Below are 18,248 nucleotides of genomic sequence, written 5' to 3'. Positions count from 1 at the left end.
CGTCATGTTGATTGCTCTCCCAGTGCCTCGTTCAAGATCGGGCCGGCGACGGCGAGAGCGTCGGGTGACGTCATCTGCCAATGCGTGACTGCCACGGCATGGTTGTGCACCACCCCCGTGACCGCGTTCTCCCATCCGCGGGCCGCCCTCGCGCCGGTGGCATCGTCGGCCGCCGCGGTGAAGAACACAATGTCTCCGTCGAAGCATGCAGGCCGATACTCCGACATCAACCTCGAGTTTCGGTCCGCCGCCGACACGAGCCGCCCCACGACCTGCTCCGTTTGCTCGACGGAGTGCCCGGACATTTCGGCCAGCGCGACCGCGACACCACCGAGGCTCAGGTCGGAGATGCGCTCGACTGCTGTCTCTTCGATACCGAACCCACCCAGCAACTCACTCACCGAGACATCCGTGGGCGACCCTTCCTCGACCGCCGTCGCGCCGGCGAAGCTGTCCATCATGGCCAGCAATTCCACACCCTCGCCGGCTGCCTGAATCCGGATCGCCATCGCATGCGCGATGACACCGCCGAGTGACCAGCCGAGCAATCGGTACGGACCGGATGGTCGGATCTGGCGAATCTCACGAACGTACCGGTCCGCAAGTTCATCGAGAGACTCCGGAAGATAGCTGTCCTCGAGAATCGACGGACTCTGGATCCCGTAGATCGGCAGATCAGGTTCGATGTACTGACGTAGACCCGAATAGCACCACGACAGTCCGACGATGGGATGGATACAAAACAGCGGCGCTCCCTCTTCACCGTCCTCTCGGATCCGAAGCAGCGGCCCGAACCCTTCCTCCACCGGACCCTTGGCTCCGTTCTCGATCCGAGCGGCCAATGCTTCGACGGCGGGATCCGTGAACAGCCACTGCAACGGAACTGCCGCACTCAGGTCTTGCTTCAATCGGGCGACGATCCTGGGCGCGACCAGGGAATTGCCGCCCAACGCGAAGAAGTCGTCATCCAGCCCCACCTGTTCGACACCGAGAATGTCGGTGAAGGCCGAGGTCACGATTCGCTCGACGCGCGTCGTCGGCCCCCGGAACTCCCGCTTCGTGAACGCCGGGGCAGGCAATGCGTTCCGATCCAGCTTGCCGCTCGCGGTCAGAGGCAATTCGTCGAGCACCATCAGCACATCCGGCACCATGTACTGGGGCAGCGACCTGCCGGCCGTGACACGGACCGCTTCCACGTCGATCAACCGACCCCCTGCGGGGACCACGTACCCGACCAGCTGCTGACCGAACTCGCCGTCGTGCACGATCACAACGGCCTGCACGATCGTCTGCTGCGCCACCAGCGCGGTCTCGATCTCGCCGAGCTCGATACGCAGCCCGCGCACCTTCACCTGGAAGTCCGACCGACCCACATACATCAGCTGTCCGCGTGGGTTCCACTTGACCACGTCCCCCGTGCGATAGAGACGCGTCCCTGCTGCCCCGAACGGATCGGCCACGAATCGCTCCGCCGTCAGCCCCTGGCGGCGATGATAGCCGCGAGACAGCTGCACTCCTGCCAGATACAGCTCTCCTTCGACCCCGATGGGCACCGGGTGGAGACGTCGATCCAAGACCAGTGCGGTGGTGTTCCACACAGGTTCACCAATCGGGACCGATTCCCGCTCGAGTCCGTCGCATCGGTGGGACGTCGCAGTGACCGCATATTCCGTGGGACCGTACTTGTTGTCGAGACGAGCCTTGGACCGCGACGCACATTGCGCAGACAACTCCACCGGCAATTCTTCCCCACCGGCAAAAACACACCGCAACGAATCCGGTAGACACGCCTCCGGATCGGCCAGGAGCGCCGCCAGCATCGACGGTACGAACGCGGCCACGGTAACACCGGAGTCTTGCATCAGTGACAGCAGATAGTCCGGATCCCGATGACCGTCTGGACGCGCGACGATCATCCGGGCACCGACGGCCAGCGGAACCAGTAATTCCCACATCGACACGTCGAACGTCACCGGCGTCTTCTGCACCACGACATCGGAGTCGCTGAGCTCGTATTCGGCTGCCAACCAGGACATTTGGTTGACAATCGCGCGATGGCTGACCGAAACCCCTTTGGGGCGCCCGGTCGATCCAGATGTAAAGATCACGTACGCCAGATTTTCCGGCCGCGCGGGCGTCACGACTTCGGACTCCCCAACCGGCTCGGACGAATACACCGACAAATCGAGGGCGTCAACGTTCAGCACTCGATTCCGGGACGTGTCGAATCCGTCTCGGGAGGTGGACAGGACGCAGACGGGTCCTGTGGTTTCCAGGATGTAGTCGTTGCGTGCCGGGGGTTGATCAGGGTCCAACGGCACGAATGCAGCACCCGTTCGGAGCACCGCGTAGATTCCTGTCACCAACTCCAGCGACCGGCGCATCCCCAATGCCACCAACGACTCCGGTCCTACACCCTCGTCGATCAATCTTCGAGCCAATCGGTTCACCCGAGCAGAGAACTCGGCATAGGACAGCGACTCGTTGTCGTACACGATTGCCACCGCGTCCGGTGTTCGGGCCACCTGCGCATCGAATCCGTCGAGCAGCAGTCCATCCGGGACGTCGTGTCCTGTGATGTTCCACTCGCGCAGCATCTGACGCCGCTCGTTCTCTTCGACGATCGGGATGTCGCCCACCGGCATCATCGGGTCATCCATCACCGCTTCGAGAGTTCGCACGAACCGCCGCGCGATCTCGCGCACCGTCGCGCCGTCGAACACATCCGTCGCGTAGGACAGCCTTCCCACGAATCCACCCCCGCCGTCTGCCGACTCACCCACAGTCATCGACAGGTCGAACTGCACCGCTTGCCGATCGACCTCCACCGGCGTGACTGTCAATCCCGGAAGCTTCACCGCCGGCCGACTGAAGTTCTGGAACGCCAACATCACCTGGAACAACGGAGAGAACGACTGAGACCGAATCGGATTCAGCTTTTCCACCAATCGTTCGAACGGAACGTCCGCCCGAGAGAACGCCTCGAGATCGGCATCGCGCATCCGCCCCAGTAGCTCCGCGAACGATTCGTCCGGCTCGTATTGCGCCCGCAACACCAACGTATTGACGAACATGCCCACCAGATCGTCCAACGCCGCATCACCACGGCCCGCGATCGGCGACCCGATCGCGATATCGTTGGCCCCACTCAGCCTCGCCAAGAGCACCGCCAGCGCCGCATGCACCACCATGAACGGCGTCGCACTCGCATCTCGGGCCAGCGACTCGAGACGCGCGACCGTTGCCGCCGGCACGGTGAAATCCACGCTGGAACCGAGGCCCGACCGCACCGCCGGGCGTGGCCGGTCGGTAGGTAACGCCAGCGCATCCGGCAGCCCTGACAACGCATCCAACCAGTACGCGATCTGCTGCGACATCAACGATCCCGGATCGTCCTCCGAACCCAGCACCTCTCGCTGCCACAACGCGTAGTCCGCATACTGCACCGGCAACGGCGTCCAGGACGGCTCGTGCCCTGCGTGCCGGGCGGCATATGCCACCAACACGTCTCGGCCCATCGGTCCGGTCGAGAAACCGTCCGCGCAGATATGGTGCACCACCACCGCCAGGACGTGCTCGGACTTCGACATCCGGTACAGCGCCCCGCGCACCGGCACCGATTCCGTGACCTCGAAGCCCGCCGTGAGCAATGCGGCCACCCGCATCCGCAGTTCTTCCTCGTCCGCGACAGGAATCGGCGTCAGGTCCATCGACACTCTCGACGCATGCACGATGCGCTGTGCCGGCCCCTGGTCCGAGTCCGGGAACACCGTCCGCAAGGCCTCGTGCCGAGCGAACACGTCGAGCACCGAAGCCTGTATCGCTGCCACATCCAGTTCACCGGACAGGCGGACCACAAGCGGAATGTTGTATGCCGCCGACTCCGGGTCGAACTGGTTGAGGAACCACATCCGCTGCTGCGCCAACGACAACGGAATCCGCGCCGGCCGCACCCGACGGGTCAACGCCGGCCGCCCACCTTCACCGGCATGCTGCTCGGCCCGCACCGCCAGCGCCGCCACCGTCGACGCCTCGAAGATCACCCGAACCGGCACACGGGTGTCCAACGCCGCACCCAACCGGGACACCACCTGCGTCGCAACCAGCGAATTACCGCCCAACGCAAAGAAATCGTCGTCCAGACCGACCCGCTCGAGCCCCAGCACGTCCGCGAAAATACCCGCCACGACCTCCTCGACCGGCGTAGTCGGCGCCCGAAACTCCCGAACGACGAACGACGGCGCAGGCAACGCCCGTCGGTCGAGCTTCCCACTGGGATTCAACGGCAACGCGTCGAGTACGACCAGCACGTCAGGCACCATGTAGTTCGGCAGCGATGTGCTCACCACCTCGCGTGTCGCCTCGACGTCGACGGTCCGTCCGCGGGTCGGCAGCACATACCCGATCAATTGCTGACCGAATTCACCGTCGCGTACGACCACCACGGCCTGGTCCACCGACTCGTCTGCCGTCAGCGCGGTCTCGATCTCCCCGAGTTCGATCCGCAGGCCACGTAGCTTCACCTGGAAATCGGTGCGACCCAGGTATTCGAGGTCACCACTCGAATTCCACCGCACCAGATCACCCGTGCGGTACAGCCGCTCACCGGAGTCGGCGAAGGGATGGGCGACGAAACGTTCTGCCGTCAGCGCCCCGCGGGCGTGATAGCCGCGGGCGAGCTGGATTCCGGCGAGATACAACTCCCCCGGCACGCCGACGGGCACGCGGTGTAACCGGCGGTTCAGCACGTACGTGCGGGTGTTCCTTATCGGTCTCCCGATCGGTATCGGACCGGACACGCCCCGCAGGCAGCGATGCACGGTCGAGGTCACCGTGGCTTCCGTGGGACCGTAGGTATTGTCCAGCACTGCGTCGGTGCGCGTAGCGAACCGAGCGGCCAGGTCCGAGGGCAGCGCTTCTCCGCCGACCGAGACGTACCGCAGCGACCGCGGCAGTGCGAGCGATGATTCCGCGAGGAACAACGCGAGCATCGACGGCACGAACTCCAAGATCGTGACGTGCCACCGGTCCGACATCCGCATCAGGTACTCGGGGTCACGATGTCCCCCGGGCGCGGCAATCACCAATCGGGCACCGACCTGTGGTGGATAGAACAACTCCCACACCGACGCGTCGAAGGTGATGGGCGTCTTGTGCAACACCGTGTCGCGATCGCCGAGCGCGTAGCGGCTACGCATCCACGCAATCTGGTTCACCACCGAGCGGTGGCTGACAGCGACGCCTTTCGGTCGCCCTGCGGACCCGGACGTGAAGATCGCATAGGCGAGATTCTCGGGCCTCAGTGGCGCCAGCCTGGACGCGTCGGTCACCGTCTCCGAGTCGAAGACCGACAGGTCCAGGATGTCGACCTCGTCGGCGTCCACCGACGCCGGCAGGTCACCACGGTCCGTGGACGTGGTCAGCACCACGGCGGGTTTCGCGGTCGCAATCACGTACTCGGTGCGGTCTGCAGGATGCTCCGGATCCAGCGGCAGGTACCCGGCACCGGCTTTGAGCACAGCGTAAATGCTCACCATCATCGTGAGGGAGCGACTCATGCCCAGCCCCACCAGCGACTCCGGTCCTACCTCTCGTGAGATCAAGTATCGGGCCAGCCGATTCGCGCGAGAATCGAACTCGGCGTAGGTCAACGACTGTTCCTCGAACACCACCGCCACCGCATCCGGCGTCCGGCGTACCTGCTCGTCGAACAGCTGCACCAGGGTCCCGCCCTCGACAACCACAGCTGTGGCATTCCACCGATCCATCGCCGCACGCTCGTCGACGCTTCGCAACTCGAGCTCGCCGACCGGTATGGTCACATCGCGTGTGACCGTCTCGAGGATGGTGACGAGTTGGGTCGCGAATCGGGCGACTGTCGATTCCTGGAACAGGTCGAGCGCATAGACGATTGATCCCTCGATTCCGGTCCGATGCCCCTCCGAATCCGAGGTGTCGGTGAAGTGGAATTCGAGATCGAGTTTGGCACCGACGATGTCCGTTTCCAGCGGGGCGATCTCCAGGCCCGGCAGAGTTACCCTGGATCGGACGAAATTGTGAACCACCAGCAGTACCTGGAACAGCGCTGAATGGGCCGTGGAGCGCGTGGGATTGAGGACTTCCACCAGGCGTTCCAGCGGAACGTCGGGGTTGCCGAATGCGGCGAGGTCGACTTCCCGGACGTCGGCCAGAATGTCGGCGAACGACATTGCGGGGTCGACGCGGCTGCGCAGCACCAGTGTGTTGCCGAACATGCCGATGAGGTCGTCGAGTGCCGGGTCGCCGCGTCCGGCGATCTGTGTGCCGATGGGGATGTCCTCAGTTCCGCTCAGGTGGGCCATCAGCACCGCCAGCGACGCGTGGACGACCATGAAGAAGGTCGAGTTATATTCTCGCGCCAGCTGATCGATACGCTCGGCCAGATTCGAACTCAGAGTGAAGCCGACCTTTGCGCCGCGCGGTGATTGCACTGGCGGACGCGGATGATCCGTCGGCAGCTCCACCATCTCCGGCAGATCTGCCAGAACCTCGGTCCAGTATCGCAGTTGTTCCGAGATCAGTGACGTCGGATCGTCCTGCGCGCCGAGAATCTCCCGCTGCCACAGGGTGTAGTCCGCATACTGCACCTCGAGCGGCGACCAGCCTGGCTCACGTCCCTCACGCCGCGCGGCATACGCCACCACGATGTCGCGCGACATCGGCGCTGCTGAGCCGCCGTCACTGGAAATGTGATGAACTACCATCGCCAGCACGAACTCGTGATCGTCGAGCTGGAACAGCCTCACGCGCAACGGAACTTCCCGGGCCACGTCGAACCCGCGCCCCACGAAGTCGAATACGCGGGCAGGTGCCTCCTCCGGAGCGACCCGCTCCGGCGCCACACTCAGCGGGAGCGCAGATGTGGGGACGATTACCTGAGACGGCCCGTGGCCCGAGTCCGGGAACATGGTGCGCAGGGCTTCGTGCCGGTCGATCACGTCGAGCAATGCTGTCTGCAGCAATTCGATGTCCAGATCGCCGGAAAGCCGAATCGCCAGTGGAATGTTGAAGGCCGCCGACTCCGGGTCGAACTGGTTGAAGAACCACATCCGCTGCTGCGCCAACGACAACGGAATCCGCGCCGGCCGCACCCGACGGGTCAACGCCGGCCGCCCACCTTCACCGGCATGCTGCTCGGCCCGCACCGCCAGCGCCGCCACCGTCGACGCCTCGAAGATCACCCGAACCGGCACACGCGTGTCCAACGCCGCACCCAACCGGGACACCACCTGCGTCGCAACCAACGAATTACCGCCCAACGCAAAGAAATCGTCATCCAGACCGACCCGCTCGAGCCCCAGCACCTCCGCGAAAATACCCGCCACGACCTCCTCGACCGGCGTAGTCGGCGCCCGAAACTCCCGGACGACGAACGACGGCGCAGGCAACGCCCGTCGGTCGAGCTTCCCACTGGGATTCAACGGCAACGCGTCGACGACCATCACCTGCGACGGCACCATGTAGTTCGGCAGAGTCTCGCCCACCCTGATGCGCAGGGTCTCCGGGTCCAGGGCAGCCATGGTATCGGGAACGACGTATCCCACCAGTTGTTCACCGGTGTGGGGATCGTGGCGCAAGACCACGACGGTCTGCGCGACTCCTTCGCACCTGCTGAGCGCTGTCTCGATCTCACCGAGTTCGATCCGCAGACCCCGCAATTGCACCTGTGAGTCGATTCGCCCGACGAAGTCCAGTCGTCCGTCTTTCGTCCACCGCACCAGATCGCCCGTGCGGTACATCAGTTCGCCGGAACCCCTGAAGGGATTGGCCACGAATCGAGCTGCCGTGAGTGCACCGCGGGCATGGTAGCCGCGGGCGAGCCCACTGCCCGACAGATACAGCTCGCCGATCACGCCGACCGGAGACGGATGCAGCCTTGCATCGAGGACAACAGCTCCGGCGCCCTCGATCGGGGTGCCGATCGTGATTCGTTCCTCCGGCACGAGCGGCTCGGTCATGGAGATGATGATGGTGGTCTCTGTGGGACCGTAACTGTTGAAGAAGCGACAGGCGGGTGCGAACTTCGCGACCAACTCCGGCGGGCAGACGTCTCCTCCGACGACCACTGCTTGGAGGTCGTCGAGCCCGTCCGGGTCGACGATCCCCAGCGCCGCCGGCGCTGTGATGATGTGGGTGACCCGCTCGACGCGTAGCAACTCCGCGAGCTCGCCGCCACCGATGATCTCGGGTGGAGCGACAACCAAGGTGGCGCCGGCACTGAACCCCGCGATCATCTCGAATACCGACGCATCGAAGCTCGACGACGAGAACCTCAGCACCCGCGAGTTGCCGGTCAAGTTCAGTTCGAGGCGGGCGTCCGCACAGAACGACGCCAGCCCGGCATGGGTTACAACGACACCCTTCGGGACCCCGGTCGAACCCGACGTGTAGATCATGTAGGCCGCATTGGACAACGCGACCGGCGCACCGCGCTCGCCGTCTGTGATCTGTGCCGCCGAAACCTCGTCGCACCGATCCTGCACGTCACCCGCGGTGGGTACCAGCCAGGCAACCTTTCCCGGCAGCGACGTGGTCTCGGCGCTGGTAAGACCGATCACGGCCCCTGAATCGGCCACCATGTATTCGATCCGCTCGACCGGCAGTTTCGGATCGATCGGCACGAACCCGCCGCCCGCCTTCGCGACCGCCCACACCGCAACCACTGATTCGATGGACCGAGCGAAGGCCAACGCGACAAATGTTTCAGGACCGACACCACGAGAGATCAGCACTCGGGCCAGTCGGTTCGATCGGGAGTCGAGGTCCGAATACGACATCTCCACGCCACCGCAGGTCAACGCAACACCCACGGGGTTCGACGCGACGCCGGCCGCCAGAATCTCCGGCAACGTCCGTGCCTGCACAGGCAGTGGCTCAGGGGCCGCAGCCGCGAGCACCCGTTGCCGCTCGGCCGGACCCAGCAAGTCGACGTCGCCCACCGCGACGGACGGATTCTCGATGACCGCGTCGAGCACCCGCACGAATCCCTCGGCGATCCCGCACACCGTCGGACCATCGAAGATGTCCGCCGCATACGACAGCCTCCCTGCATACCCGCCCCCGGCCGCCTCACTCAGAGCCATCGAGAGGTCGAATTGCGCAGCCTCCCACTCCACTTCCACCGGTGACACCGTCAAACCCGGAAGCTCCACCCTCGACGGCGCGAAATTCTGGAACGCCAACAGCACCTGAAACAGCGGCGAGAAGGACTGCGACCGCACTGGATTCATCTTGTCCACCAACCGCTCGAACGGCACATCAGCCCTGCCGAACGCCTCGAGGTCCGAATCGCGCACCCGCCCCACCAGACCCGTGAACGACTGACTCGGCTCACAATCGGCCCGCAATACCAATGTGTTGACGAACATGCCCACCAGATCGTCCAACGCCGCATCACCACGACCCGCCACCGGCGACCCGATCGCGATGTCCGATGTCCCACTCAACTTCGCCAACAGCACCGCCAACGCCGCATGCACAACCATGAACGGGGTCGCACCCTGCTCACGGGCCAGCGCCGCGAGACGCACCACCGTCGCCACCGGCACCGCGAAATCGACACTCGCACCCACCCCCGACCGTACGGCGGGACGTGGCCGGTCGAGCGGCAGAGCCAGCACGTCCGGCAGACCCGCGAGCGCATCCGCCCAGTACTCGAGTTCCTGCGAAATCAGCGACGTGGGATCGTCCTCCGAGCCGAGAAAGCCTCGTTGCCACAGGGTGTAATCCGCATACTGCACCGGCAGCGGGGTCCACGACGGCGCGTCGCCGGCTGTGCGCGTGGAGTAGGCGTGCACCAGATCGCGGGCGAGTACCTGGATCGACCAGCCGTCGATGCTGATGTGGTGCACGACCATCACCAACACGTGTTCGTCAGGAGCCTCGCACCGCACCAATGTCAGAGCGATCGGGATTTGCGTGGTCACGTCGAATCCGCGTGCCATTGCCTCCCGGATCCGTGTATCCAGAGCAGCGGCCGGGACGACGTCGGGCGCAACGTCGATCAGATCGCCGGTCGCGGCGTGATCGACCGGCAGCACGAGCTGAGACGGGCCGTCAGGGGATTCGGGAAACATCGTCCGCAGCGATTCGTGCCGTTCCAGGATGTCCGCGGCGGCCCGGCGGAGTGCGTCGACGTCGAGGGGACCGGACAGCCGCAGTGCCGCCGCCACGTTGTAGGCACTCGACGTGGGGTCGAACCGATTGAGGAACCACACTCGGGTCTGAGCCAGGGACAGGGGGAGCCTGTCGGGCCTCGGGCCGGACACGAGCGCGGGGCGCGGTCCTGCACCGGCGTGTATCCGGTCGACGACGGTGGCCAGAACCCCGACGGTGGGCGACTCGAACAGCGACCGCACGGTCAACCCGGTGCCGAGCTCATTGTTGATCCGGGCGACCACACGGGTCGCGATGAGGGAGTTACCCCCGAGGTCGAAGAAATTGTCCGACATCCCGATCCGCGAGGCGCCGAGTACGTCCACGAGAATCTCCGCGAGGGCGTACTCGGTCGGGGTGCCGGGCGGGACGAACTGCTGCGAACTCGCGAACTCGGGAACCGGCAGTGCCTTGCGGTCGAGTTTGCCGTTCGCAGTCAACGGCAGTTCCGCGAGCACGACCAGCGCCGACGGCACCATGTACCGGGGAAGCACCGTTGCGGCAGCGTCGAGAAGCGCCCGCACGTCCGGGGACCTCCCGGGCGCAGGCACCACGTATCCGGCGAGGTAGTCGCCGGTGGACCCGTCGTTGCGGGCCAGTGCCACCGCCTGTGCAACATCTGCGTGCCGATGCAGCGCCGCCTCGATCTCACCGAGTTCGATGCGCTGGCCGCGAAGCTTGACCTGGAAGTCCGTGCGGCCCAGGTATTCGAGCTGCCCGGCCGGCAGCCACCGAACAAGGTCACCGGTGCGGTACAGCCGGCTGCCGTCTCGCACGGCTCCCGCGGCCGCGAAGGGGTTCGCTACAAACCTCTCCGCCGTCAGATCGGACCGGGCCTGGTATCCGCGCGCGAGCTGGACACCGCCGAGATACAACTCCCCCGCTACTCCGACGGGGACGGGACGCAGGCGTCCGTCGAGCACATACGTATGGGTGTTCCAGACCGGTGCTCCGATCGGCACGGTGGTCTCGTCCGGCCCGGTCTCGTAATAGGTCACGTCCACCGCTGCCTCGGTGGGACCGTACAGGTTGTGCAGCTCCGCCCCGCTCACCCGGTGCAGATTCGCCGCCGTCACAGGCGGCAATGCCTCACCACTGGTGAACACCCGGCGCAGCGACTTGCACCCATCGACATGCGCTCCGGCCAGGAATACGGCGAGCATCGACGGCACGAAATGCACCGTGGTCACAGAGTCTGCGCGGATGACCCGCTCGAGATAGGCGGGGTCCCGGTGCCCGTCGGGCTCGGCGATCACCAGTCGCGCGCCGGTCTGCAACGGCCAGAACAACTCCCACACCGACACGTCGAACGTCACGGGGGTCTTCTGGAGAACCGCGTCGTCGTCGCTCAGTGGGTACCGATGCTGCATCCACAGCAGCCGGTTGACGATGCCCTCGTGCGGCACCGACACCCCCTTGGGTGTGCCCGTGGAGCCGGAGGTGAAGATGACATACGCAGGGTTTCGGGTATGCAACGGCCCCAACCGGTCCCGATCCCGGATGGGGTCATCGGACAGCGCCGATACATCGAGGGTGTCGAGGTCGAGGGCCGGCACCTCGGCGGGCAGCGCGACGCGATCCGCGGTGGTGGTGAGAACGACGACTGGACCGGCGGTAGCCACGACGTACGCGATCCGCTCGGCCGGCTGGTCCGGGTCTATCGGGACATAGGCGCCGCCGGCCTTGATCACGGCGTAGATTCCCACCAGCATATCCACCGAGCGTCGCACCGCTACACCCACGTGCGATTCGGGGCCCACACCGCCGCTGATCAGGAACCGTGCCAGCTTATTCGCGCGGGCGTCGAACTCTGTGTACGTCAGCACCGTCCCCTCGAACACGACGGCGGGGGCGTCGGGCGTGTGGGCCACCTGCGCGTCGAACAGCTCGGCGAGGGTGAGGCGCGGTACCTGGTGTTCCGTTGCATTCCAGGTGTCGACCACCTGCTCCCGTTCCTTCGGAACGAAAAGGTCGACGTCGCCGACCGGTGTGTCCGCGTCGCGCGCAATGGTCTCGAGAATCCCGATCACGCGCGCCGCGAGTGTCGTAACGGTATCGCGATCGAAAATTCCGTGCTGATAACGCAGGCTCAGCCGCAGTCGAGGTTCGAGGATGGACAGCAGGGTGATCGGGTAGTGCGTGGCGTCACGCGCATCGAGAGCGGTCACTCGCATTCCCGCGATGTCGGTGTGCTCGTCGAATCCGGACTTGTCGACGGGGTACGACTCGAACACCGACAACGTGTCGAACAGGTTGCCCAGACCTATGCGTGCCTGGATGTCACCCAGTCCGAGGTAATGGTGATCGAGCAGGGAAACTTGCTCACCCTGGAGGCGGGTGAGCAGCTGCGCGCACGTCTCGTCCGGGTCCATCCGCACCCGCACGGGCACGGTGTTGATGAAAAGCCCCAGCATGCTCTCGACACCGGACAGCTGCGGCGGCCGACCCGACACGGTGGCACCGAACACCACATCACGACGGGAGAGCAACCGGGACAGCAGTATTCCCCACGCCGCCTGGACGACGGTGTTCATGGTGACTCCATGGCGCGTCACCACCGTGTCGAGCGCACCGATCAGGGCCGCGGGCAGCGCGATGTCGACCTCACCCGGCACGCCATGCTGTTCCGAGGACGCGTGCGGCGCCAGCAGTGTCGGCTCGTCGAGCCCCGCCAGCGCACGTTCCCAGGCGCGTAAGGACGCGTCCCGGTCGAGTGTCGCCACCCATTCCAGGTACGTGCTGTACGGCCGCGGCTCCGGCAGGGCGGGAGCGTCGTCCGCGACATAGCGAACCAGCAACTCGCGCACCAGCAGTGGCATCGACCACCCGTCGAGGATGATGTGATGGTTGGTCAGTGCCAGCACGTGACGCTCGGGTGCGGTGCGGATCAACAGCAGGCGCAACAGCGGAGGACGGGCGAGGTCGAATCGGGCGACACGGTCGTCGTCGAGGAGACGCTCGAGTTCCACTCCCGCCGCCGACCCGCACCCGGTCAGATCCACCTCACGCCACGGCACGTCTACCCTGTCGAGAACCAACTGCGCCGGGATACCGGCGTCGTCGTACTCGAATGCGGCACGCAGAGTCGCGTGGTGTGCGAGCACGCCTGCTGCGGCACGGCGCAACCTCGCGGAGTCGACCGCGCCCTCGAGGTCGATGCGCAGTTGCGCGGTGTAGATGTCCAGCGAATCGGCGGCCAGCGTCGAGTGGAACAGCAGACCGGACTGCAACGGGGACAGCGACCAGATCTCTAGTAGCCCCGGGTACGAGTGTTCCCAACGCTCGATCCGACTCTGGCTCACCGTGACCAGCTGGCAATCGGACGGTGTCAGACCACCCGCGACAGGCTGAACTGTGTGCGCGGCAAGACCGTCGAGGGCGCTTCGCCACAGATCCGCGAGGGCCGCGACGTCGGAGTCGCGGATCACCCCGGTCGGATACGCGAACGATGCCGTCAACCGGGGTCCCTCGGGGCCGTCGACCACCATCGCGTTGATGTCGATCACCGCAGCCACGGCCATGCCGGATCCGCTCGCTGTGATCAGGTCCGGTGCCTCGAGGTCCGGCAGCCAGCCGAGATCCTGCAAGTCGCCGAGGTGTTGCACGCCCATACGGCCCAGGTAGTTGAAACTGATCTGCGGCTCAGGAAGGCACCCGAGAATCGACCTCGCGCTCTCGTCGAGATGCCGAAGCAATCCGAATCCGACGCCACGGGCAGGCACCGCGACGAGCTGTTCCTTGACGGTCTTGATCACGACACCGGCAGCATGTCCACCCTCGAAGGCCCCGCCGAGATCAACGGCCGGCAGCCCGAGCCGGACCGGGAAGGCGCTGGTGAACCAACCGACGGTACGTGCAAGATCCGCGCCGGCCACCGCCTCCTCCTCGCGCCCATGACCTTCCAACGTCAGTAAAACCGAACGCTCGTCGATCCCGTGCGAGTGTCGCCACTGCACGACCGCCATCGCCAGCGCCGACAGGAGTCCGTCGTTGACGCCGCAGCCGAACACATCGGGAAGTCGAGCGAGCACCGCATCGGTCACGGCGGGACTCACGTCGATATGTACCCGCTCGGTCGTGCGCATCGTGTCGATCGCGGGCGCGATCGGTCGTGTGCCGATCTGTGGGTCAGGACCGCTGAGAACCTCTCGCCAATAGGGTAATTCGTCTGTGTGCGCTCCTCGACCTGCGGCATCCTGCAGTCCATACGCCCAGCGGCGGAACGACGTGCCCACCGGGGCCAGCGTCGGCGTCTGCCCCGCGCCCAGCTGCAGCCACGCCGTCGCGAGGTCCGGCAACAGCACGCGCCACGACACACCGTCCACCACCAGGTGATGCGCGATAACCAGCAGTCGGCCTGGTGCGCCCGCAGATTCGGAGACACACCACACCAGCTGGAGCATGATCCCGTTTTCCGGGTCCAGGCGGGCCGCAGCCGCCGCACACTCGGCGCTCACCACGTCGGTGAACGCGCGGCTGCCGGGTGCCGCCGCCGTGACGATCCTCGAAATCCGATCGCCGGCCGGCACGCTACCGGCAGCCATCGTTTCGAACGCCCAGGTACCGTCACCGTCAGGGACGAACTTCGAACGCAGGGCATCATGATGATCGAGCACCGCCGCGAGCGTCGCACTCAACCGATCCGTATCGACATCAGGCGGCAGGGTCAGCAGCAGCGCCTGGAAGAAGTCGGCGAAGGGGCCCCGCTCGAGCATCGAGTACATGATCGGCGTCGGTGGGATACGCCCGACGCCGCCGCCCTCGAGCTCCTCGAGGACGACCGCCGATTCTGCCTCCACCGGCACCGCCACCGCGGCGATTCCGGCGATCGTCTTGTGCTCGAACACGGCCCGCGCACTGAAGCTGAGACCGAACTCCCTGGCTCGGGCGGCGATCTGCATCGCGACGATGCTGTCGCCGCCGAGCGCGAAGAGACTGTCGTCCACACTGACCCGGTCGAGGCCGAGTGCCTCGGCGACGAGACCCGAGAGCTGCTCCTCCGCCGGTGTCGACGCGGCGCGGAACTCGTGTTCAGTTGATCCGAAGTGTGGTTGCGGCAGTGCACTGCGGTCGAGTTTGCCGGCCGCCGTCACCGGCACGTGTTCGAGCCGCATTACCGCCGACGGGATCATGTGGGACGGCACGATTTCGGCGACGCCCTCGACAATCGCGACCGGATCGAATTCACGACCGGTGTCGAGGCGCACGTACGAGACCAGCGCCGTCGTGCCGCCCGCCGTCCGATGAACCACCGTCGCCGCGAAGTTGACGCCGGCCTGGGCGAGCAGTGCCGAGTCGATCTCGCCGAGTTCGATGCGGAAGCCACGGATCTTGACCTGGGTGTCGGACCGGCCGATGAACTCGAGCGTGTAGTGCCCCGCCTCGGTTCCCTGAGACGACCGCACCCAGCGCACCTCGTCACCGGTGCGGTAGAGCCGCGACCCCGGCTCACCGAAGGGGTTGGCCACGAATCGGTTCGCCGTCAGCCCGTGCCGATGGTGATAGCCGCGTGCGATTCCGGGGCCTGCGAGGTAGAGCTCACCCACCACACCGGCGGGCACGGCGCGGAGCTTGCGGTCGAGCACCACGACGCTCGTACCCTGGATCGGGCGGCCGATGGCAATCGGTTCGCCCGGCGTCAGCGGCTCACCTGCGGTGATGATGATGGTCGTCTCGGTCGGCCCGTAACTGTTGGTGAAGCGGCACACCTGCCCGAACCGCTCCACGAGGTCGGGGGTGCACACGTCACCGCCGACCACCACCGCCTCGAGATGTTCGAGTCCACGCGGGTCGACTGTGTTCATCACCGTGGGAGCCGTGATGATGTGGGTCACCTGCTGTTCGCTCAGCAGGTCGACGAGGTCGCTTCCACCGTGCACCTCGGGCGGGGCGACGACCATCGTGGCACCGGCGCTGAAGGCCTGGATCATCTCGAACACCGAGGCATCGAAGCTGGCCGACGAGAACCGCAGCATCCGCGATTCGTGGTGAATGCCGAGTTCCGGGCGGGCGGCGGCCGCGAAGTTCGACAGACCGCTGTGGGTGACGACGACCCCTTTCGGAAGCCCGGTCGATCCCGATGTGTAGATCATGTATGCGGGGTGACGGATTGACAGCGGGGCGCGGCGATCCACGTCGCCGATCGCGGCGCTCCGCTGTCGTTCACAGCGTGCGCGCACCTCGTCGTCGTCGAGGACCAGCCAGTGAATCCCGTCGGGCAGTGTTGCACGCAGTTCGTGAAGCGTGAGCCCCACCAGTGCCCCCGAATCGGACAGCATGTGTGCGACTCGCTCGGGTGGGAGCTTCGGATCGACAGGCACGAAGGCTGCCCCGGTCTTCGCGACCGCCCAGAACGCGACGAGTGACTCCGCCGACCTGGGAAGACTCAGCACGACGAAGGTTTCCGGTCCGGCCCCCGATTCGATCAGTAGTCGCGCCAGTTGATTGGATCGCTCGTCGAGCTCGTGGTAGGTGACCTCCCGTCCCGATGCCCGAATCGCGACTGCGTCCGGTGCGGCGGCAACGCCGTCGGCCAGCAAGTCGGGGAGGAGCCGCTCCGGCTCTGCCTGCGGACCGCGACATGGCACGAGATCCGCGCGTTCGTCGGCGTGCAGCACATCGAGAGCGGCGATGCGGTCGGTTGCGGCTGACGCGGCGAAGGCGGCAAAGAATTCGAGGAACCGGGCATGGTGACCGCGCAGCTCCTGTTCGGTGTACAGATTCGGGTTGGCCTCGAAGTCGACCTGCGCAACGTCGCCTGCGACACCGGGATAGATGTTCACTGCGAGGTCCTCCACCGGACCGGTGGTCAGCACGTGGAGCCTGCCGATCGACGGACCGAGCCGAATCTCGGCGTGGAACATCATGATGTTGATCGACGGACCGAAAAAGCCGCGACGACCACCCAGGACGCCCGCGTCCCGTCGTATGTCCTCGTGCCGGTATCTCTGGTGACGTAGCGCTCCGGTCAGCGCCAGTTGTGTACGTCTCATCAAGTCGACGGAGGTCGTTTCGTCCCCGACCGAGAGTCGGATCGGAAGGACATTGGAGATCATGCCGCCCGAGCGGCGCAACCGGGAGGTGGTGCGTGCCGAGACCGGCAAGCTCAACACCACGTCGTCCTGGCCGGTCAGGTGGGAAAAGAATGCAGAGACGGCAGCGACCGCGGCTGTCGCGAACGTCGCCCCGGGTTCCCGGTCGGTCAGACTCTGCAGTGCGGCTGTCGTAGCGGCGGACAGCGGTGCGCTGCTCACCAGCGACTGCGCGCCGATCTCGGCCGCTCGCCCGGCGAGGCTGATCGTCGGTGGAAGATTGTGGCTGCGTTCGGCCCAGTACTTGCGGTCCGTCTCGAACCGGCTCGACGTGCGGTAGCGGGCCTCTTCTTCGACGACCTCCCGCAATCCACTGGCGGTGAACTCGGCGGGCGCGCGACCCTCGACCGCCGCGGTGTACAGCTCCGCGGCACGGTTCATGAACGTCATGGCGCCGAAGCCGTCGAGGGCGATGTGGTGAATTCTCGAGTACCAGAAGTAGCAGTCGTCGGCGACGCGCAACATTGCCGAACGGATCAGCCGATCATGGAGGAGATCAATCGGGTTGCTGTATTCGGCGCGCATCCACGCGAGAGCCGCAGCCCGCGGATCAGGGTCGGAACGGAAGTCGAGATGTGTCATCTCGAAGCCGAGCGACTCGTCGACCGTCTGGAGCGGCTCACCGTCCCACTCGACGATTCGGAGCAGCCCCGTACCGAGTTCCCGGAGTGCGGCGGGTCCGATCCGTGCGAGCAGGCCGATGTCGAGATCAGCGATACCGACCTCTACGTACTGAGCAATGACGATCGGAACGTCGCCCAGCAGGTGCTGGGCGAACCACATTCCACGCTGAGCGGCGGAGAGTGGGAACAGCTCGGACGGCCATACAACATTCGCCATCACCGTGTCCGAAAGGACCGAAGTCGTATCGAAATCGTCCAGCGATGACACCCTCGGCCCTCGGCAATCCATATATCGACACTGAAGCGCGCGAAGGGGAACACCCATTTCACTCAGCTGCGG

The 18,248-nt window shown here is 65.6% G+C and carries 1 protein-coding gene; it reads right to left on the bottom strand.

Translation table 11 applies throughout. The annotated features are described in order from the left end of the window. Positions 1-2: 2 nt before the first annotated feature. Positions 3-18,197 (bottom strand): non-ribosomal peptide synthase/polyketide synthase, encoded by an 18,195-nt coding sequence (locus tag QM693_RS06515; RefSeq protein WP_502942601.1) that lies wholly within the window; start codon positions 18,195-18,197, stop codon positions 3-5. Positions 18,198-18,248: the final 51 nt, after the last annotated feature.

Source organism: Rhodococcus sp. IEGM 1305, assembly GCF_030058635.1.
GTDB lineage: Bacteria > Actinomycetota > Actinomycetes > Mycobacteriales > Mycobacteriaceae > Rhodococcus_F > Rhodococcus_F opacus_D.
Note: the sequence above shows the minus strand (reverse complement) of the source record. Positions and strands in the feature narration are given on the sequence as shown.